The 19,617-nt window shown below is 65.3% G+C and carries 18 protein-coding genes; 12 read left to right on the top strand and 6 right to left on the bottom strand.

The annotated features are described in order from the left end of the window. Nucleotides 1-248 precede the first annotated feature (248 nt). Nucleotides 249-683 carry a hypothetical protein gene (locus QX124_RS12225; RefSeq protein WP_315797283.1) on the top strand — a complete coding sequence of 145 codons (435 nt, stop codon included), beginning with the start codon at nucleotides 249-251 and terminating at the stop codon, nucleotides 681-683. Between the two features lie 155 nt (nucleotides 684-838). On the opposite strand, the gene secA is transcribed toward QX124_RS12225, so the two are convergent. Then, a complete protein-coding gene (gene secA / locus QX124_RS12220; RefSeq protein ID WP_315797282.1) occupies nucleotides 839-3,691 on the bottom strand; it encodes a preprotein translocase subunit SecA in 2,853 nt (950 codons plus the stop codon). A 393-nt stretch (nucleotides 3,692-4,084) separates the two neighbouring features. Here secA and QX124_RS12215 point away from each other — a divergent pair, with 393 nt between their 5' ends. Together QX124_RS12215 and argJ are read left to right on the top strand one after the other, a co-directional pair. Further along, on the top strand, nucleotides 4,085-4,984 hold the full coding sequence (locus QX124_RS12215) for a peptidylprolyl isomerase (RefSeq protein ID WP_315797281.1): 900 nt from the start codon (nucleotides 4,085-4,087) through the stop codon (nucleotides 4,982-4,984). A gap of 253 nt (nucleotides 4,985-5,237) precedes the next feature. Then, nucleotides 5,238-6,479 carry a bifunctional glutamate N-acetyltransferase/amino-acid acetyltransferase ArgJ gene (argJ, locus tag QX124_RS12210; protein WP_315797280.1) on the top strand — a complete coding sequence of 414 codons (1,242 nt, stop codon included), beginning with the start codon at nucleotides 5,238-5,240 and terminating at the stop codon, nucleotides 6,477-6,479. Nucleotides 6,480-6,542: 63 nt separating this feature from the next. Here the strand turns inward: argJ and QX124_RS12205 are convergent, their stop codons facing one another. After that, nucleotides 6,543-7,871, bottom strand: coding sequence for a TadE/TadG family type IV pilus assembly protein (locus QX124_RS12205; protein ID WP_315797279.1), 1,329 nt, complete (start codon nucleotides 7,869-7,871; stop codon nucleotides 6,543-6,545). Nucleotides 7,872-8,053: 182 nt separating this feature from the next. Between QX124_RS12205 and QX124_RS12200 the strand changes: the two genes are divergently transcribed. Continuing rightward, entirely contained in the window at nucleotides 8,054-8,464 is a 411-nt protein-coding gene (locus QX124_RS12200) for a (deoxy)nucleoside triphosphate pyrophosphohydrolase (RefSeq protein ID WP_315735232.1), read from the top strand. A gap of 120 nt (nucleotides 8,465-8,584) precedes the next feature. On the opposite strand, the gene QX124_RS12195 is transcribed toward QX124_RS12200, so the two are convergent. Continuing rightward, nucleotides 8,585-9,442, bottom strand: a complete 858-nt coding sequence (locus QX124_RS12195) for a methyltransferase domain-containing protein (RefSeq protein WP_315797278.1) — start codon at nucleotides 9,440-9,442, stop codon at nucleotides 8,585-8,587. Nucleotides 9,443-9,520: 78 nt separating this feature from the next. Here QX124_RS12195 and QX124_RS12190 point away from each other — a divergent pair, with 78 nt between their 5' ends. From QX124_RS12190 to QX124_RS12170, 5 genes are all read left to right on the top strand, one after another. Further along, complete coding sequence (locus QX124_RS12190; RefSeq protein WP_315775703.1) at nucleotides 9,521-10,324, top strand: ComF family protein; 804 nt, start codon at nucleotides 9,521-9,523, stop codon at nucleotides 10,322-10,324. 29 nt (nucleotides 10,325-10,353) lie between these two features. Beyond that, on the top strand, nucleotides 10,354-10,629 hold the full coding sequence (grxC, locus tag QX124_RS12185) for a glutaredoxin 3 (RefSeq protein WP_315735238.1): 276 nt from the start codon (nucleotides 10,354-10,356) through the stop codon (nucleotides 10,627-10,629). Then, a complete protein-coding gene (locus QX124_RS12180; protein ID WP_315735240.1) occupies nucleotides 10,626-11,504 on the top strand; it encodes a carbon-nitrogen hydrolase family protein in 879 nt (292 codons plus the stop codon). Before grxC ends, QX124_RS12180 begins: the two co-directional genes overlap by 4 nt. Beyond that, nucleotides 11,501-11,983 carry a DUF1178 family protein gene (locus tag QX124_RS12175; protein WP_315735242.1) on the top strand — a complete coding sequence of 161 codons (483 nt, stop codon included), beginning with the start codon at nucleotides 11,501-11,503 and terminating at the stop codon, nucleotides 11,981-11,983. Before QX124_RS12180 ends, QX124_RS12175 begins: the two co-directional genes overlap by 4 nt. A gap of 141 nt (nucleotides 11,984-12,124) precedes the next feature. Beyond that, nucleotides 12,125-12,562: an EamA family transporter gene (locus QX124_RS12170; protein WP_315797277.1), complete on the top strand. Its 438-nt coding sequence runs from the start codon at nucleotides 12,125-12,127 to the stop codon at nucleotides 12,560-12,562. On the opposite strand, the gene QX124_RS12165 is transcribed toward QX124_RS12170, so the two are convergent. Then, on the bottom strand, nucleotides 12,563-13,462 hold the full coding sequence (locus tag QX124_RS12165) for an EamA family transporter (RefSeq protein WP_315797276.1): 900 nt from the start codon (nucleotides 13,460-13,462) through the stop codon (nucleotides 12,563-12,565). A 238-nt stretch (nucleotides 13,463-13,700) separates the two neighbouring features. Here QX124_RS12165 and QX124_RS12160 point away from each other — a divergent pair, with 238 nt between their 5' ends. After that, entirely contained in the window at nucleotides 13,701-13,982 is a 282-nt protein-coding gene (locus QX124_RS12160; protein ID WP_315797353.1) for a GIY-YIG nuclease family protein, read from the top strand. 361 nt (nucleotides 13,983-14,343) lie between these two features. On the opposite strand, the gene ubiG is transcribed toward QX124_RS12160, so the two are convergent. Together ubiG and QX124_RS12150 are read right to left on the bottom strand one after the other, a co-directional pair. Continuing rightward, the gene (ubiG, locus tag QX124_RS12155) at nucleotides 14,344-15,108 is read right to left on the bottom strand and encodes a bifunctional 2-polyprenyl-6-hydroxyphenol methylase/3-demethylubiquinol 3-O-methyltransferase UbiG (protein WP_409997692.1); all 765 of its coding nucleotides are present in this window, start codon (nucleotides 15,106-15,108) and stop codon (nucleotides 14,344-14,346) included. Between the two features lie 47 nt (nucleotides 15,109-15,155). Further along, on the bottom strand, nucleotides 15,156-15,623 hold the full coding sequence (locus tag QX124_RS12150) for a PH domain-containing protein (RefSeq protein ID WP_315735252.1): 468 nt from the start codon (nucleotides 15,621-15,623) through the stop codon (nucleotides 15,156-15,158). Nucleotides 15,624-15,787: 164 nt separating this feature from the next. Here QX124_RS12150 and QX124_RS12145 point away from each other — a divergent pair, with 164 nt between their 5' ends. Further along, nucleotides 15,788-17,044, top strand: a complete 1,257-nt coding sequence (locus QX124_RS12145) for an aspartate kinase (protein WP_315775706.1) — start codon at nucleotides 15,788-15,790, stop codon at nucleotides 17,042-17,044. Nucleotides 17,045-17,346: 302 nt separating this feature from the next. Then, nucleotides 17,347-19,614 carry a phosphoenolpyruvate--protein phosphotransferase gene (gene ptsP / locus QX124_RS12140; protein WP_315735256.1) on the top strand — a complete coding sequence of 756 codons (2,268 nt, stop codon included), beginning with the start codon at nucleotides 17,347-17,349 and terminating at the stop codon, nucleotides 19,612-19,614. Nucleotides 19,615-19,617 lie beyond the last annotated feature (3 nt).

Raw genomic sequence — 19,617 nt, 5'->3', positions numbered from 1 at the left:
CGAACTCAGCTGATGCCACGAGCAAGCACGCGACGCAGCAGCGCGACTGTTGACCTTCCATGACTTGTTGCTGGCAGAGTTAGAGTTTATGAGTTGGGCAGTGTAGATCGCAGCATCGATTGGGACCCAACGGTTGGCCGGCAAGTCAAGCTCCGCAGGACCCCACTGCATAGTATTTCAGCGACCAGACTCCCTCCGCCAATAATCGGCGGAGGCCTCTGTAATCTTTTTTGGTGAGTTGACGGATCATGCAACGACCGGACTACGCGGCGAACTACGAAATCTTAATGGCGGTAGTCACCCATCTTGCAGTGAACAAGTGGCCAGCTCGCCAACCGAAAGGCATTGCGAAAGATCTATCGATAGAGAATGTCGATGCGGTGCGCGGTGTGTTAAGAACCTTCAAAGGGCTCTTTCGAGAGTCGAGAGGCGTGTCGCGAGATCATGGAGAACCGCTCTACTCACTTCATTTGAGACATTCTCGATTCGTCGTTGCTGACGAAGAGCAGGAACGCCCCCCGCTCAATACTGAAGATCTATTCGCTCTTCTTCGTTTGGTTTCAGAGAAGGCAGCTCAGCAGACCCAACAAGCTTCCGCCCTCAGGATCGCAGCTCTTACTTCAATAATCTCGCTGATGGTTGCTGCCGCATCGCTACTCGTGGCCCTTCACAGGGGCTTATGACGCATTCCTTAGGCAGGTTTCGACATCCGCTCCAACCCAGAACGAATTATTCGTCAACGCGAGCGTTGCTAAGCAATCCAGAGCTGATTGCGAGACTCTGAAATTGCTTCGCTTGCGCTCGCAATGACGATGGAGAGACTGCCTCAGTCCGCGCCTTACGCGTACCGCCCGTGGCAGTGCTTGTACTTTTTGCCCGAGCCGCAGGGGCAGTCCTCGTTGCGGCCGATCTTGCCCCAGGTGGTGGGGTCGTTCGGGTTGCGCGCATCGGCCGGGACCGGAGCGACGCCGGAGGACGGCACCACGGAGACGTTGGCGAAGGCCATTTCGTCCTCACCGGTGTTCGGATCGACGTGGTGCGCCTGCATCGGCGGCAGCACCGGCTGCTGCTCCTCCGGCGGCACGATCTCGACGCGCATCAGTTGCGCGGTGACCGCCTCGCGCAGATGCGCGATCATGGCCTCGAACAGCGTGAAGGCTTCCGACTTGTACTCCTGCAGCGGATCGCGCTGACCATAGCCTCGCAGGCCGATGACCTGGCGCAAATGGTCGAGCATCACCAAGTGCTCGCGCCAGAGGTGGTCGAGCGTCTGCAGCAGGATGGTCTTCTCGACGTATCGCATCACGTCGGGGCCCCACTGCGCGACCTTGGCCGCCATGCGCTCGTCGGCATGGGTCTCGATGCGCTTGAGCAGCTCCTCGTCGGCGATGCCCTCTTCCTTGGCCCAATCCTCGACCGGAAGGTCGACGTCGAGCACGCGCTTCAGCTCCTCCTTCAGGCCGGCGACGTCCCACTGCTCGGCATAGGCATGCTCGGGAACGTGCTTGGCGACGAGGTCGTCGATGAAGGCATGACGCATGTCGGTGATCGTCTCGACCACGCTCTCGTCCTGCATCAGCTCGACGCGCTGGTCGAAGATCACCTTGCGCTGGTCGTTCTGGACGTTGTCGAACTTCAGGAGGTTCTTGCGGATGTCGAAGTTGCGCGCCTCGACCTTCTGCTGCGCCTTCTCCAGCGCCTTGTTGATCCAGGGGTGGATGATGGCCTCGCCTTCCTTCAGGCCGAGCCGGGTCAGCATGCTGTCGAGCCGGTCGGAGCCGAAGATCCGCATCAGGTCGTCTTCCAGCGACAGGAAGAACTTCGAGCGGCCGGGATCGCCCTGGCGACCGGAGCGGCCGCGCAGTTGGTTGTCGATGCGGCGCGATTCATGCCGCTCGGAGCCGATGATGTAGAGGCCGCCGGGCTTGGTCACGGTCTTGGCCGGCTTGGAGCCCTTGGCGGGCTCGATCTCGACCGTCTCCTCGGCCTTCAGCACGATCTCGCGGAAGCGGGCGATGTCGGCCTTGATCTGCTCGATCTTGGCGGCCTTCTCGGCCTCGTCGGTGATCCCGGCGGTCTCCTGCTGCAGGCGCATCTCGAGCGAGCCGCCGAGCTTGATGTCGGTGCCGCGGCCGGCCATGTTGGTCGCGATCGTGATCGCGCCGGGCACGCCGGCTTCGGCCACGATATAGGCCTCCTGCTCGTGGAAGCGCGCGTTCAGCACCGCGAACAGCTTGGCCGGCTTGCCGGCGCGGGCCGCCGCATAGAGCTTGTCGAGCGCACGCTCGCTGCCGAAGTCGATCTGCTTGTAGCCGTGCTGCTTGAGATAGGCGGCCAGCACTTCCGACTTCTCGATCGAGGCGGTGCCGACCAGCACCGGCTGCAACCGGGAGTTCGCCCGCTCGATCTCGGCCAGGATCGCGGCATATTTCTCCTGCTGGGTGCGGTAGACCTCGTCGTCCTCGTCAAGACGTGCGACCGGCAGGTTGGTCGGGATCTCCAGCACCTCGAGCTTGTAGATGTCGAACAGCTCGTCGGCCTCGGTGGCCGCCGTGCCGGTCATGCCGGCGAGCTTGGCGTACATCCGGAAGTAGTTCTGGAAGGTGATCGAGGCCAGCGTCTGGTTCTCAGGCTGCACCGGCTGGTGCTCCTTGGCCTCGAGCGCCTGGTGCAGGCCTTCGGAATAGCGCCGGCCCGGCATCATGCGGCCGGTGAACTCGTCGATGATCACGACCTCGCCGTCGCGGACGATGTAGTCCTTGTCGCGGGTGAACAGCGTGTGCGCGCGCAGCGCCTGGTTGATGTGGTGGACGACGGAGACGTTCTCGACGTCGTAGAGCGACTCGCCCTTGAGCTGGCCGGCATCGCGCAGCAGGGTCTCGATCTTCTCCATGCCGGCTTCGGTGAGCGTCACCGTGCGCTGCTTCTCGTCGACCTCGTAGTCGGACTTGTCGAGCTTCGGCACGAAGGTGTCGATGGTGTTGTAGAACTCCGAGCGGTCGTCGAGCGGGCCGGAGATGATCAGCGGCGTGCGCGCTTCATCGATCAGGATGGAGTCCACCTCGTCGACGATCGCGAAGAAGTGTCCGCGCTGGACCATGTCCTCCAGGCGGTACTTCATGTTGTCGCGCAGATAGTCGAAGCCGTATTCGTTGTTGGTGCCGTAGGTGATGTCGCAGGCATAGGCCGCCTTGCGCTCGGCATCGTCGAGGCCGTGCACGATCACACCTGTGGTCAGGCCGAGGAAGCCGTAGATCTGGCTCATCCAGCCGGCGTCGCGGCGGGCAAGGTAGTCGTTCACCGTCACGACGTGGACGCCCTTGCCGGCCAGCGCATTCAGGTAGACCGCGAGCGTCGCCACCAGCGTCTTGCCTTCGCCGGTCTTCATCTCGGCGATGTCGCCCTCGTGAAGCACCATGCCGCCGATCAGCTGGACGTCGAAATGGCGCTGGCCGAGGGTGCGCTTGGAGGCCTCGCGGACGGTGGCGAAGGCCGGGACCAGGATGTCGTCGAGCGTCTTGCCCTCGGCGAGCTGCTTCTTGAACTCCTCGGTGCGCGCCTTGAGCTGCTCGTCGGTCAGGTTTGCGAGCTCCGGCTCCAGCGCATTGATGGCGTTGACACGGGACTGATAGCCCTTGACGCGACGGTCGTTGGCGGAGCCGAATAGCTTACGGGCGAGCGCGCCGATCATTGCTGAAATCCTGCCTCTATGGGTCTGCGTTGCAGCCGTAACTCATGGTTTGGGTTTGCTGTTCCCGACGTGATGCACCGCAGCACCCGCGCCAGCCTCGACCTTCGGCGCCGGGCGGCGTCCGCCAGATGAGTGGGAGACAGGCAAACCAGGGTTCAACGGCCAAAAACGCAGCAAAATAAGCGCTATCGCCCTTGAAGCGACCGGGGAGAGATATGGCTGGGGGGGAACGTTGTCAACGGCGCCCGACAGCCGGGCCGTCGCCGCCCACCTGTCGCCGATTTCACGAAATTGACAGACTTTTCGCGTTGCCAAGGCACGGCGATTGGGCGAGTGTCCCGGCCGCTCTGAGGCCTCCCCCCTCGAGCCCCCTCTTCTCAACAAGGATTTTCCATGACCACGTCGTTCCCGGTTACGAAAACCGGCCTGCGCCTCGGCCTTGCCACCGCTCTCGCCGGAAGTCTCGCGTTGTCCCTGCTTGCCGCGCCCGCACGCGCCGCCGACGATGCCAACCCGGTGCTGGCCAAGGTGAACGGCGCCGAGATCCGCAAGAGCGACGTGACGCTCGCCGAGGAGGAGCTCGGACAGAGCCTCGCGCAGATGGATCCGGCGACCAAGGACGAGAACGTCCTGTCGTTCCTGATCGACATGAAGCTGGTCGCCAAGGCGGCCGAGGACAAGAAGGTCGCCGACAGCGAGGAGTTCAAGAAGCGCCTCGCCTTCACCCGCAACCGGCTGCTGATGGACAGCCTGCTTGCCAGCGAGGGCAAGGCCGCGACCACGCCGGACGCGATGAAGAAGGTCTACGAGGAGGCCGCCAAGCAGATCGGCGGCGAGCAGGAGGTGCACGCCCGCCACATCCTGGTCGAGACCGAGGACGAGGCCAAGGCCGTCAAGGCCGAGCTCGCCAAGGGCGCCGATTTCGCAGAACTCGCCAAGAAGAAGTCCAAGGACCCCGGCGCCTCGGACGGCGGCGATCTCGGTTTCTTCACCAAGGAGCAGATGGTGCCGGAATTCGCCAACGTCGCCTTCGCGATGGAGCCGGGCAAGATCTCGGACCCGGTGAAGACCCAGTTCGGCTGGCACGTGATCAAGGTCGAGGAAAAGCGCAGCCGCAAGCCGCCGGAGTTCGACCAGGTCAAGAGCCAGATCGAGACCTACGTCACCCGCAAGGCCCAGGCCGACTATGTCGGCAAGCTGCGCGAGACCGCCAAGATCGAGCGCCTGGACAAGCCCGCTGGCGACGCCGCCAAGCCGGCGGAGGCGAAGCCGGCCGAGCCGGCGAAGAAGTAAGCGGCTCGGCTACTTGGCTTGAGGCGCGACATGGTCGCGTCATAAATGGTGTCGTCCCGGCGAAAGCCGGGACCCATACCGCGTGATGTTTGAAACAGGCACGTGGCCGATACCGGGGCTCCCAACTGGACCCTGTGGTTATGGATCCCGGCGTTCGCCGGGATGACAGCAGTGGGTGCAGTGACATCCACTCCCACAACGACGACCGAGATGATACAGAGCGCTTCCCGCTCATTCCTGCCGGAAGCCCTCGATGTCCTCAGCCGTCTCCCCGCTCGCCCCCACCGATGTCCCCGACATGCCCGCCGTTGCGGGCGTCAAGCTCGCGACCGCGGCGGCCGGCATCCGCTACAAGAACCGCACCGACGTGCTGCTGGCGCTGCTCGATCCCGGCACCGCCGTCGCCGGCGTGTTCACGCTGTCGAAATGCCCGTCGGCGCCGGTCGAATGGTGCCGGGCCAAGCTGAAGGGCGGCAAGGCGCGCGCGCTGGTGGTCAACTCCGGCAACGCTAACGCCTTCACCGGCAAGACAGGCAAGCAGTCGACGGCGCTGACGGCGGCGATCGCCGCCAAGGCGGTCGGCTGCAAGCAGGACGAGATCTTTCTCGCCTCGACCGGCGTGATCGGCGAGCCGCTGGATGCGACCAAGTTCGACGGCGTGCTCGAGGGGCTCGCCGGCACCGCCAGCCCAGAGGACTGGATGGGCGCGGCGCGCGCCATCATGACCACCGACACCTTCCCGAAGGTCGCGACCGCGACCGTCAAGCTCGGCAAGGCCAAGGTGACGATCAACGGCATGGCCAAGGGCGCCGGCATGATCGCGCCCGACATGGCGACGATGCTGTCGTTCATCTTCACCGATGCGCCGATTTCGGCACCCGCGCTGCAGGCCCTGCTCAAGGCCGGCGTCGAGGACACCTTCAACGCGGTGACGATCGACGGCGACACCTCGACATCCGACACGCTGCTCGCCTTCGCCACCGGGACCGCCGCGGCGAAGGGCGCACCGAAGATCAGCCGCGCCAGCGATCCGCGCGCGAAAGCGTTCGTGAAGGCGTTCAATGCCGTGCTGGCCGACCTCGCCGAGCAGGTCGCGCGCGACGGCGAGGGCGCCCGCAAGCTGGTCGAGATCATCGTCGAGGGCGCCAAGAGCAAGCCGTCGGCGCGCAGAATCGCGATGTCGATCGCCAACTCGCCGCTGGTCAAGACCGCGATCGCCGGCGAGGACGCCAATTGGGGCCGCGTCGTGATGGCCGTCGGCAAGGCCGGCGAGCCGGCCGACCGCGACAAGCTCTCGATCTCCTTCAACGGCATCCGCGTCGCATCGAAGGGTGCGCGCGATCCGGCCTATGACGAGACGGAAGTCTCCGAGGCGATGAAGGCGCAGAAGGTGCAGATCAAGGTGGCGCTCGGGCTCGGCAAGGGCCGCGACCGCGTGCTGACCTGCGACCTGACCAAGGAGTATGTCGCGATCAACGGCGACTACCGATCCTAATTCCGCAACCGACCGCGGCCAGGAAGCGCGCAGATGCCAGCGCGCTTCCGGGGGCCGAGTCGATCAGCTCGCGATCCGTGCGTCGGCGACCGCCTTCTGGAACAGCGCCTTCATCGCCTCCGCGATGCCCTGCGTCGGCGACACCTCGAAATAGAACCCGTCCGAGGCGCAGGCTTGCATCTTCTGCGCGATCTCGCTGTTCGGCGACGGGCCGAACGGCCCCTTGTTGAAGGGATCGATCCAGCTCATGTACCAACTGTTGGTCGGCAGCTGCAGATAGGTGGTGTAGAGCACCGCGATCTTGATGCCGCGGTTCTTGAGCGTGGTGCAGAGCGCCGGATTGATCGGCGACTGGCAGCGGTTGCCGCTGGCCTTTGGCTTCAGGCAGGCGGCGTTGCTCTCGTCCGCGACGCCATCGGAGACGAAGAACAGGTATTTCAACGGCGAGCCGGTGGTGCCGTCGCCGGGCGTCGAGATCTCGTTGCTGATGGCGGGGAACACCGTGGTGAACGGCGTATCCTTGTCGGCCGTGTAGGAGTCGTTGTTGCCGTAGACGCCCATCAGGTCGATGTTGCCTGCGGCGCTCTTGGCGCTGGACAGGCTCGACGACAGCGAGAACAGCGCCCGCAATCCGATCGTCTTCGACGCCGCGCCGAAATCGTAGATCGCCATGCGGAACTGGTTCGTATAGGTCTGCGTCTGCTGCGCCGTGTCCATCAGCTGCTGGGTGGCGCTGCGCAGCACGTCGATCCGGGTGGTCACGCCGAGCGTCTTGGCGAGATTATAGTAGTTGTTGGAGTCGTTGTAGTCGTGGCATGCGAAGGCGCATTTGTCCGAGGTCGCATTGACCATCTTGGTCACGTCCGCCGGCGTCGCCGCCACGCCCATCGACGGCGAATTGTCGAGCAGCAGGTAGAAATCGATGTATCGCGGCATCGAGGCCTTCGCCGTCGACGAGCCGTTCAGGGTCATGGTCTTGAACCCGACGATGTTCATGAACATCATGGGCACGGTGGCCGAGAACGACACGGTGGCGCTCAGCACCGAGCCGGCCTTCTTCACCTCCGGCGTCAGGCTGGTCAGCGTATAGCCCGATGTGCCGGACATGTTGCCGTTGAAGATCTTCGCCGCGTCGTCATTGCCGGCGGCGATCACCCCGTCCGAGGTCATCGCGCCCGCGGCGATGAAGGCCGGCGCCGTCCGGGACACCGCGCCGACCGACGCGGCATCGACCGCCGCCTGCAGCTTGGCGCGCATCTGGTTGGCGCGGCTGTAGTCGACGCCGCAGCCGACCGCCGTGATCAGCGGAACGCAGACGATGGCGAACGTCACCGCGACGTTGCCGCTGACGTCGCGGCGAAGGCGGGCAAGCAGGCTGGATACAATTCGCATGAATGATGCCTAACGAACCATGAGGGGGTCACGGCGTTCACCCGTGAAAATACGCGGGCGGCCATTAAGGTTGGCTTATTTCAACCGTGGAAACGGGGCTCAAAACGGCCTAGGTTAAAACTCCCTCAACAGGCGCGCCTGGTTCTCGGACCGGCCCATCCCTCTCGAAACCCGATCGGACCATGCCCGACCTGAAACTCACGCTCGTGGTCGCCTGCGCGCTCGTCGACGCCGACAATCGCGTGCTGCTGGCGCAGCGGCCGCCCGGCAAGGCGCTCGCGGGCCTCTGGGAATTTCCCGGCGGCAAGCTCGAGCCCGGCGAGCGCCCGGAAGCCAGCCTGATCCGCGAGCTCGACGAGGAGCTCGGCATCACCGTGCGCGAAGCTTGCCTCGCGCCGTTGACCTTTGCGAGCCACGCCTATGAGACGTTCCATCTGCTGATGCCGCTCTACATCTGCCGGCGCTGGGAAGGCCTGGTGACCGCGCGCGAGGGCCAGCAACTGGCCTGGGTGCGGCCCAACAAGCTGCGCGACTACCCGATGCCGCCCGCGGACATCCCGCTGCTGCCGCATCTGATCGACTTGTTGATGTGAGCCGCGGCGATAGCCTCACGCTCACGCGTCATGCGCGGGCCTGACCCGCGCATCCATCTACATTTCGGACTCTTCAAGAGGGATGGATCGCCGGGTCAAGCCCGGCGATGACGAGAGTGGCTATTCATCCGCTCCCGCGCGAGGGCTCCGCTTCACTGCCGCCTCGAGGCTCGCCGTCGCCGAACCCGGCTTCAGCGGCTTCTGCTGGCTCTCATGCGGGGCCCAGCCTGACAGCCAGATGATATCGAAGGTGGCGCGGATGCGGCCGTCGGGATCGGCGAAGCGCTCGGCATAGATCTCGGCCATGCGGAGCAGGGTGGCGCGGCGCGTCGGCGTGCGACGGCGCTCGACCAGGCTGTTGGTCGCGCCCATGCGGCGGAGATCCTGCATCAGGCCGAGCGCGCTGGCATAGCGGACCACGACGCGGTCGACGTCGGTGACGGGTAGCGCGAAGCCTGCACGCTGCAGCAGACCGCCGACGTCGCGCAGATCGGCGAACGGCGCGACGCGCGGTGATACGCCGCCCTCGCACTCTGCCTCGGCGGCGGCGAAGGATTGCCGGAGCTCGGTCAGCGTATCGCCGCCGATCATGGCCGCCAGCAGCAGACCATCGGGGTGCAAGGCCCGGCGAATCTGCACCAGCAGTCCGGGCAGATCGTTGACGAATTGAAAGGCCAGCGCCGACAGCGCGAGATCGAGCGATTGCGCGGCCAGCGGCAGCCGCTCATCCGCCGTTTCGGGCGCAGCGATATGTGCGAGCTGCGAGAGGCGTCCCGAAAGATACGGCTTCAAGCCCGCGGCCGGCGTCCAGACGTCGGCAGCCGCGGTGAAGGACCGGTTCACTGCCGCAAGCCGATCCTCGATGTCCTCCGCAACGCGCTCCAACAGGAAGGTCTCCGGCGCTGCCGCAGCCCGCCGCTGCCTGAGCGCGAGCAGGCTGCGATCGAACAGAACGGGAGTGGTGACGGACTGGATCATTGGGGCTGGTTACGCCGATCCTCGCGGCCGGGCAATGCACCGCTTGAGCAGCGTGGGTTGCGGCGCTAGCCTCAATACATGGGTGTGACGTTTGCTCCAATCGGCGTCGGACGACTTCGTGCAGCCGTAGGCGCGCTGCACGGCGGTCTCGCGCATGTCGCGAAGCTCGCGCTCGACGTCGCGCTGCCGACGCTGTGCATCGCCTGCCGCGAGCCGGTCGACGGCGAGGGCGTCTGCGCGGCCTGCTGGGGCAAATTGTCGTTCATCGAGCGGCCGTATTGCCCGAAGCTCGGCATCCCCTTCGTCTACGATCCCGGCCCCGAGCTGCTGTCGATGGAGGCGATCGCGGCGCCGCCGGCCTATGCCCGGGCGCGCGCCGCCGTGCGCTATGACGAGGTCGCGCGCACCCTGGTGCATCAGCTGAAATATCAGGACCGCACCGATTTGGCGCCGATCATGGGCCGCTGGATGGCTCGCGCCGGCCGCGAGCTGCTGGCCGAGGCCGACCTCGTGGTGCCCGTGCCGCTGCACTGGCGGCGCGGCTTCAGCCGCCGCTACAACCAGTCCGGCGCGCTGGCGCGGGTGATCGCCCGGTCCAGCGGCGTCCGAATGCAGGGCGATGCGTTGCGCCGCGTGCGGGCGACCGAGCAGCAGGTCGGCCTGTCGCGCGCCCAGCGCGCCAGCAATGTGCAGGGCGCATTCCAGGTATCTTCAGACCGCCTGCATGACGTGCAGGGGCGCCGCATCGTGATCGTCGACGACGTGCTGACCACCGGCGCGACGGTGGATGCCTGCGCCCGCGCTCTGCTGCGCGCCAAGGCGGCCGAGGTCAGCGTGCTGGTTTTCGCCCGGGTTGTCGATGCCCCCCGCGCTCCCATATAATCTGTCGTTCCGTAACAGCTGAGCGCGACATGACCGCTGCGATCGAAATCTATACCCGTCCGGGGTGCGGCTACTGCACGGCCGCCAAATCGCTTCTGACCCGCAAGAACGTTCCCTTCACCGAGCATGACGCGGGCAAGGATCCGACGATCCGGCAGAAGATGTATGATCGTGTCGGCCCGGGCTCGACCTTTCCGCAGATCTTCATCGGCCACACCCATGTCGGCGGCTGCGACGATCTCTATGCGCTCGATCGCGAGGGCAGACTCGACGCCATGCTGGCGGGAGACAAGGCGACATCATGAGCAACGACCGCAGCTTTACCGCCGCCATGGTGCAGATGCGCACCTCGCTCCTGCCCGAGCCGAGCCTCGAGCAGGGCACCAGGCTGATCCGGGAAGCGGTCGCGCAGGGCGCGGAGTACGTCCAGACGCCGGAAGTGAGCAACATGATGCAGCTCAACCGGACGGCGCTGTTCGAGCAGCTCAAGAGCGAGGCGGACGATCCCTCTCTCAAAGCCTATCAGGCGCTCGCCAAGGAGCTGAGCATCCATCTGCACATCGGATCGCTGGCGCTGCGCTTCTCGGCAGACAAGGCCGTGAACCGCTCGTTCCTGATCGGCCCCGAGGGCAACGTGCTGGCGAGCTACGACAAGATCCACATGTTCGACATCGACCTGCCGGGCGGTGAGAGCTATCGCGAGTCGGCCAACTATCAGCCGGGCGAGACGGCCGTGATCTCGGATCTGCCCTGGGGTCGTCTGGGGCTGACGATCTGCTACGACGTGCGCTTCCCGGCGCTGTATCGCGCGCTGGCCGAGAGCGGCGCCTCGTTCATCAGCGTGCCCTCCGCCTTCACGCGCAAGACCGGCGAGGCGCACTGGCACACGCTGCTGCGCGCCCGCGCCATCGAGACCGGCTGCTTCGTGTTCGCCGCCGCCCAATGCGGCCTGCACGAGAACAAGCGCGAGACCTTCGGCCACTCGCTGATCATCGATCCATGGGGCGAGATTCTCGCCGAGGGCGGCGTCGAGCCCGGCGTGATCGTGGCGCGCATCGATCCGTCGCGGGTCGAGAGCGTGCGCCAGACCATTCCTTCGCTGCAGCACGGCCGCCGGTTCGGCATCGCCGATCCCAACGCGGGTCCGGACTATCTGCACCTGGTGCGGGGCTCGGCATGATCCGCTATGCGCTGCGCTGCGAGCGTGACCACACGTTCGAAAGCTGGTTCCAGAGCTCCTCGACCTACGATTCGCAGGTGAAGCGCAAGCTGGTGGAATGCCCGACCTGCGGCTCGACCAAGGTCGAGAAGGCGATCATGGCGCCGCGCATCGTCAGCAAGAAGGGCCGCGAGGCCGTTCCAGTGCCAGTGCCGGCCTCACCGACGCCAGCGCAGGAAGTAATTCCGCCGGGATCGACCGCGCTGATGATGGCGCAGGAGCGCGAGCTGCGCGCCAAGCTCAAGGAGCTGCGCGACCACATCGTCAAGAACGCCGACGATGTCGGCGAGCGTTTCCCGACGGAAGCGCGCAAGATGCATTACGGCGAGACCGAGCACCGGCCGATCTATGGCGAGGCCTCGCTCGACGAGGCCCGCGAACTGATCGAGGAAGGCATCGAGGTCGCCCCGATCCCGGTGCTGCCGGACGATAGGAATTGAGCAATCGAGAAGGCCTTTTCGTCATTGCGAGCGAAGCGAAGCAATCCAGGAGCCGAGGACAGATTCTGGATTGCTTCGCTTCGCTCGCAATGACGGGGGAGAGATCTCGGCCTGCACTCTCTCTTTCGCCGGTGTGACGACATGCCCCCCCTCTCCTCGTCCTGGCAGCTCTGGGCCCTCCTCTCCGCGCTGTTTGCGGCCCTCACCGCCATCTTCGCCAAGGTTGGCGTCGAAGGTCTCAACTCCGATCTTGCCACGCTGATCCGCACCGCGATCGTGCTGATGACGCTGGCGCTGATCCTGTTTGCGACGGGCCAGCTCACCAGCCCGGGACCGATCTCGACCAAGAGCTGGGTGTTCCTGACGCTGTCGGCGCTCGGCACCGGCGCCTCGTGGCTGTGCTACTTCCGCGCCCTGAAGCTCGGCCCCGCGACGCTGGTCGCGCCGATCGACAAGCTCAGCGTCGTGCTGGTCGCCTTGTTCGGCGTCGTGTTTCTCGGCGAACGACCGAGCCTGCAGGGCTGGATCGGCATCGTCCTGATCGCGGCCGGCGCCGTGCTGATCGCGATCAAGGGCTGACTATACTGCGATCAGCAGCGCTACCCCGGCAACGATCAGCACGATGCCACAGACCTCGCGCAGCGAAACCGGCTGCTTGAACGAGTAGTACGACACGCCCTGCGCGAACAGCACCTCGATCAGCGCGAGCGTGCGGACGTTGGCAGCCGCCGTCAGCGCGAAAGCCAGGAACCAGAATTGTGACGCGAAGGCGCCGACGAAGCCGGCCATCATCGACGGCCGCCACAGCGACAGGATTCCGCGCAGGATGTCCGGCGCGCGCGCCAGCAGGTAGACGGTCAGGATCGCGGTTTGCACGAACAGGCCCCAGACCAGCGTGTACGATGCGGCGGTCACGAAGGAGACGCCGTCGACGGTGATGATGGCGCCGCGGAAGCCGACCGCCGACAGGGCGAACGCCGCCGCCGCAACGAGGCCGGTCACGGTCGGCTTCAACTCCGCAAAGCTCTTGTCGCCACCGGGCCGAAGCGCCGTGACGACGACGCCGATGGTGGCGATCAGGATCGCGATTACCTTCGGCACCGAGAGCGGATCGCCGAGGAAGATGAAGCCGAAGATCGCGGTCTGGATCGCTTCGGTCTTCAGATAGGCCGTGGTGACGACGAAGGAGCGGTCGGTCATCGCCAGCAGCATCAGCCCGGTGGCGATGATCTGGCTGAGCGCGCCGAGCAGCAGCCACGGCCAGAACGCCGCCGACGGCCACGGCAGATGGTCGCCGGTCGCCAGCAGCACCGCGGTCAGGAACACCAGCGAGAACGGGAAGCCGAACAGGAAGCGGATGTTGGTCGCGCCCCAGGTGCCGAGCTTCGCCGTCAGCGACCGCTGCATCGCATTGCGTGCGACCTGACCGACCGCAGCCACCAGCGTGAAGGGAATCCAGAGCGAGGCGATGGTGAGCATGCGCGGCACTGTGCGACGGTGAGGCCGGCACCGTGACGAGCGCGGGGCGCCGGGTCAACAGGACAGGCGACGATTCGGTCGCATGTCAGGATTGCAAGTCAGCGGCGGGACGACGCGCACTTGTCCGAGGTTTATGGTACGCTCGTGCCGCACGACCAGTGTCGTCCCTGCGAACGCAGGGACCCATAACCACTGGCTTCAATTGGTTCAGACGATGTCTCCACACGATGGTGCGGCGATGTATTACGTCTACATTCTCGCCAGCGGCCGTCACGGCACCCTGTATATCGGTGTTACCAACTCGATACAAAAACGGATTGGGCAGCATCGCGATGGCGAAGGCTCGGATTTCGTCAAGAAGTACGGCGTGTTTCGGCTGGTCTACGTGGAAACATACGCTGTCGCCGAGGAAGCAATCACCCGCGAAAAGCAGCTCAAGCGCTGGAAGCGCGACTGGAAGATCGAGCTGATCGAGCGCGACAATCTCGAACGGCGCGATCTCAGCGACCTGATCTCCTAGGGTGCCACAAACCAATCCCTGTGGTTATGGGTCCCTGCGTTCGCAGGGACGACACCTTTGGTCGAGCGACATCTGGCTGGACCGACAACAACCGAGAATGAAGCTGGCGGGGGGAGCAAAGCTGTCGTCCCGGGCAAGCCCAATGACGCGACGCGTCAGCGGGCGTAGACCCGGGACCCATACCGCGTGATCTGTCTTGGGGCAGGCTGCACGTTGAACCTGTCGCGCCACGGAAAGCCCGCCAGCGACCTGATCTCCTAGCGTGCCCCGAACCACTCTCTGGGGTTATGGGTCCCTGCGTTCGCAGGGACGACACCGGTTGTGGAGCAGCACCCCGGCCGAACCGAAGCGCGACGCCGTGCTACACCATCTGCTCGGCAACCATCATGTAGTTCACGTCCATGTCGGTCGACAGACTCCAGCGGTCGGCGAAGGGGCTGTAGACGACGCCGCTCTGCTCGGTGATGACCAGACGATTGTCGAGCAGGTATTTCGTCAGCTCGTCCGGCGTGACGAACTTGCTCCACTCATGCGTGCCGCGCGGCAGCCAGCGCAGCACATATTCGGCACCGACGATGGCGAGCGCGAAGCTCTTCCAGTTGCGGTTCAGCGTCGAGACCACCATCATGCCGCCCGGCTTCAGCACGGCGGCACAGCGGCCGAGGAAGGCACCGACATCGGTGACGTGCTCGACGACCTCCATCGCCAGCACGATGTCGAAGCGCTCGCGCGGATCCATCTCCTCGATCGTGGTGCAGCGGTAGTCGATCGACAGATGGCCCTTTTCCGCATGCAGCCTGGCAGCGGCAATGTTGCTGGCCGAGGGATCGACGCCGACGACTTGCGCGCCCAGCCGCGTGAACGGCTCGCACAGCAATCCCGCGCCGCAGCCGATGTCGAGCATGCGCAGTCCCGAGAGGCAGTTCAGGCTCTTGGCGTTGCGCTCGAATTTCCGGCAGGCGGCATCGCGGATGTAGGTCAGGCGCAGCGGGTTGATCTTGTGCAGGGGCGCCATCTTGCCCTTGGGGTCCCACCAGGTCTCGGACAGTTTCGAGAACTTCGCGATCTCGGCCGGATCGACGGTCGAGCCGGAGGGAACAGAAGTGCTGCGGGAATCCTGAGGCATTGTCATCGCTGAATACTCAATGATCGAAGCTGCGGCGCCGTACCGGGTTAACGCGCCGTGATGGCGTTCCGGAACGCCAGCGGCTCCGCGATGGTCGAAATGGTTTCCTTGCCCTCGCCCACCCCCAAGATGGTGACGTCGCCGTAATTGAGAACCCGTCCCATGATGGTCTGGTTGACGTCGACGCTCTCGACCTTGTCGAGGGCCATCTCGAAGGTACGGCGCTTGATGAAACCGGTTTTATGGACGACGCGACGATTGGTGACGTCCGTCTCCGTGGTGAGGCGATGGAACCAGGCCCGGACCGTCCAATACAAGGCGACAATGGCGATGACGGCGGCGGTGGCCAGGCACAGCATGACCAAACTGTCGTTCACGGTCATGCGGGAGAGGACGAGCAATCCAAACACGACGATCCAGGCCCCGATCGCGGGCAGGTAGAACATCCAATGCGCGTTGGTCGAATACAGTACCTTCTCGCCGGGTTGCAGGATTTCGTCGATGTAACGCGCCATTCCAAGCCTCTCACCTGACCCTGTCACCAACCTGACCCTGTCACCACAAGGAACCGTCTTGCCCCCAGCCGCGGCGCTATGTATACGCGCGTTTCGGCTGGCGCGCCTCCGGTTTCGCGCTCAGCCGGTCAACTTATCCTCCTGATGGGAATGAGCGCGTCGTCATGGGTCGCCTCGTGCTGAAATTCGGCGGCACATCCGTCGCCAACATCGACCGCATCCGCAACGTCGCGCGCCACGTCAAGCGCGAGGTCGATGCCGGTCATGAGGTTGCCGTCGTCGTCTCGGCGATGTCGGGCAAGACCAACGAGCTGGTCGCCTGGTGCACCGAGGCGTCGCCGATGCATGATGCGCGCGAATACGACGCCGTGGTGGCCTCGGGCGAGCAGGTCACGTCCGGCCTGCTGGCGATCGTGCTGCAGAGCATGGGCATCCAGGCCCGCTCGTGGCAGGGCTGGCAGATCCCGATCAAGACCAGCGACGCCCATGCCTCGGCGCGAATCGTCGATATCGACGGCGCCGAGCTGATCCAGCGCTTCCGCGACCGCAAGGAAGTTGCGGTCATCGCCGGCTTCCAGGGCATCAACGCCGAAACCGGGCGAATCACCACGCTCGGCCGCGGCGGCTCGGACACTTCGGCGGTGGCGATCGCGGCCGCCATCAAGGCCGACCGCTGCGACATCTATACCGACGTCGACGGCGTCTATACCACCGATCCCCGGGTGGTGCCGAAGGCCAAGCGGCTCGACAAGATCGCCTTCGAGGACATGCTGGAGCTGGCGTCCCAGGGCGCCAAGGTGCTGCAGGTCCGCTCGGTGGAACTGGGCATGGTGCACAACATGCCGATCTTCGTCCGCTCCTCATTCGACAAGCCCGAGGATATCGACCCGCACGCCAACCAGCCGCCGGGGACGCTGATCTGCAGCGAGGAACAAATCATGGAAAATCACGTCGTGACCGGCATCGCCTTCTCCAAGGACGAGGCCCAGATCTCGGTGCGCCAGATCGAGGACAAGCCGGGCGTTGCCGCGTCGATCTTTGGACCGCTGGCTGATGCCAATATCAATGTCGACATGATCGTCCAGAACGTCTCGGAAGATGGCAAGACCACCGATCTGACCTTCACGGTGCCGGCGACCGACTACAACCGGGCGCGCGAGACCATCACCGCGGCCAAGGACAAGATCGGCTACCAGCGCTTGGATACCGCAACCGACGTCGCCAAGGTCTCGGTGATCGGCTCGGGCATGCGCAGCCATGCCGGCGTCGCCGCCAAGGGATTTGCCGCGCTCGCCGCCCGCAACATCAACATTCGCGCGATCACGACCTCCGAGATCAAGTTCTCGGTGCTGATCGACGCCGCCTATACCGAGCTCGCCGTCCGCACGCTGCACACGCTCTACGGACTGGACCAGGCCTAGAAAATCCTCCTCCGCAACCACACCTGTCCCGTTATGTGACAGCGGGACGGGCCGGAGGTCGTTCGAAAGCCGTTGACGCCGCCCGCGGTGGCAGGCGTTTTGCTTGGCAAAACAAGCCCTAATTCGCTATACGCCATCGCAGGATGGCAGCCGCAAACTGTGCTCCAGTGATGGTTGTTCTGGTTCGGGCCGGCACTCTGAGCGTGCGATAGTGCCGAATCGAGAAAGCTGTTCGATGCCGCGAGTTTAGCGCCAGATCCGGCCGCGTGCCGGGCTGGCCCCAGGAAGGGGGATTGTGCCACATGCGAAGCGCGTCGGGAGGCCCCCGCGTCCTGCTCAGACGGCTTCGCGAGACCATGGCGGAGCAGGTCTCGGCACAGGAGCGACTCGACAAGATCGTGGTGCTGATCGCGGCCAACATGGTCGCGGAGGTCTGCTCGGTCTATGTGCTTCGCGTCGACAACACGCTCGAGCTCTACGCCACCGAAGGTCTGAACCGCGACGCCGTTCACATGACCGTGCTGAGCGCGCATGAGGGCCTCGTCGGCCTCGTCGCGAGCGAGGCGACGCCGCTCAATCTGAACGACGCGCAGAGCCACCCCGCCTTCTCGTACCGGCCGGAAACCGGCGAAGAGATCTACCACTCCTTCCTTGGCGTGCCGATCCTGCGCGCCGGCAACACGCTCGGCGTGCTGGTGGTGCAGAACCGCGCCAAGCGCACCTATGTCGAGGAAGAGGTCGAGGCGCTGCAGACCACCGCGATGGTGCTCGCCGAGATGATCGCCTCCGGCGAGCTCGCAGCGCTCGCCCAGCCCGGCGCCGAGCCGGCGGCGCGGCACTCGATCCACAAGACCGGCACCGTGCTGTCCGATGGCATCGCGCTCGGCCACGTCGTGCTGCACGAGCCGCGCGTCGTCATCAACAACTACATCGCCGAGGACCTGCCGAAGGAGATCAAGCGGCTCGACGCCGCGCTGCTCAAGCTGCGGGCCGACCTCGACCGCATGCTGGAGCGCGGTGACGTCGCCGATGGCGGCGAGCACCGCGAGGTGCTCGAAGCCTATCGCATGTTCGCCAACGACCAGGGCTGGTCGCACAAGCTGCACGAGGCGGTCGCGACCGGCCTCACGGCGGAAGCCGCCGTCGAGCGCGTGCAGTCCGACACCCGCGCCCGCATGCTGCGCTCCACCGATCCGTATTTGCGCGAGCGGCTGCACGATCTCGAGGACCTCGGCTACCGGCTGCTGCGCCAACTGGTGGGCCAGGACCACGCGCCCCGGCGCGAGCACCTGCCCGACAATGCCATCCTGATCGCGCGCGCAATGGGCCCGGCGGCGCTGCTCGACTACGACCGCAAGCGGCTGCGCGGCCTCGTGCTCGAGGAAGGCACTGCCAACTCGCATGTCGCGATCGTGGCGCGTGCGCTCGGCATTCCCGCCGTCGGCGAGGTGCCGAACGCGCCGGGCATCGCCGATCCCGGCGACGCCATCATCGTCGATGGCACGTCGGGCTCGATCTACGTTCGGCCGTCGTCCGAGATCGAGTCCGCCTATGCCGAGCGGGTGCGCTTCCGCGCTCGCCGCCAGGCGCAATATGGCGAGCTGCGCAACAAGCCCTGCGTGACCAAGGACGGCCAGCCGATCGAGCTGATGATCAATGCGGGCCTGGTCATCGACCTGCCGCATATCGAGGACACCGGCAGCGCCGGCATCGGCCTGTTCCGCACCGAGCTGCAATTCATGGTGTCCGCCAGCCTGCCGCGCTCCAGCGACCAGCTGGCGCTGTATCGCACGGTTCTCGACGCCGCCGGCCACAAGCCGGTCACGTTCCGTACTTTGGACATCGGCGGCGACAAGGCGCTGCCCTACATGGAGACCGTGATCGAGGAGAATCCGGCGCTCGGCTGGCGCGCGATCCGCCTCGGCCTCGACCGTCCGGGCCTGCTGCGCGGCCAGATCCGGGCGCTGCTGCGCGCCGGCGGCGGCCGCTCGCTGCGCATCATGTTCCCGATGATCTCGGAAGTCGCCGAGTTCGACACGGCCAAGGCGATCGTCGAGCGCGAGCTGACTTACTTGCGCCAGCACGGTCACACGCTGCCGGAGCGCGTCGACGTCGGCACCATGCTCGAGGTCCCGGCGCTGCTGTATCAGCTCGACGAGCTGCTTTCGAAGGTCGATTTCATCTCGGTCGGCTCGAACGACCTGTTCCAGTTCCTGTTCGCGGTCGATCGCGGCAATGCCAAGGTCTCCGAGCGCTTCGACACGCTGTCGACGCCGATCCTGCGGGCGTTGCAGCAGATCGTGCACAAGGCCAAGGCGGCCAAGCGGTCGGTGTCGCTGTGCGGCGAGATGGCCTCCAAGCCGATCGGCGCGCTGGCGCTGATCTCGCTCGGCTACCGCTCGCTGTCGCTGTCGGCCACCGCGCACGGCCCTGTGAAGGCGATGATCCTCGAACTCGACGCCGGCAAGGCGGCGACGAAGATGGCCGAATGGCTGGCCGCACCGGCCGGCAGCTTCTCGATGCGGCAGAAGCTGACCGAGTTCGCCGAGAGCGAAGGCCTCGCGCTGTAGCGG

Origin of the sequence: Bradyrhizobium sp. SZCCHNRI3043 (assembly GCF_032377735.1) — a bacterium.
Lineage (GTDB): Bacteria > Pseudomonadota > Alphaproteobacteria > Rhizobiales > Xanthobacteraceae > Bradyrhizobium.
Note: the sequence above shows the minus strand (reverse complement) of the source record. Positions and strands in the feature narration are given on the sequence as shown.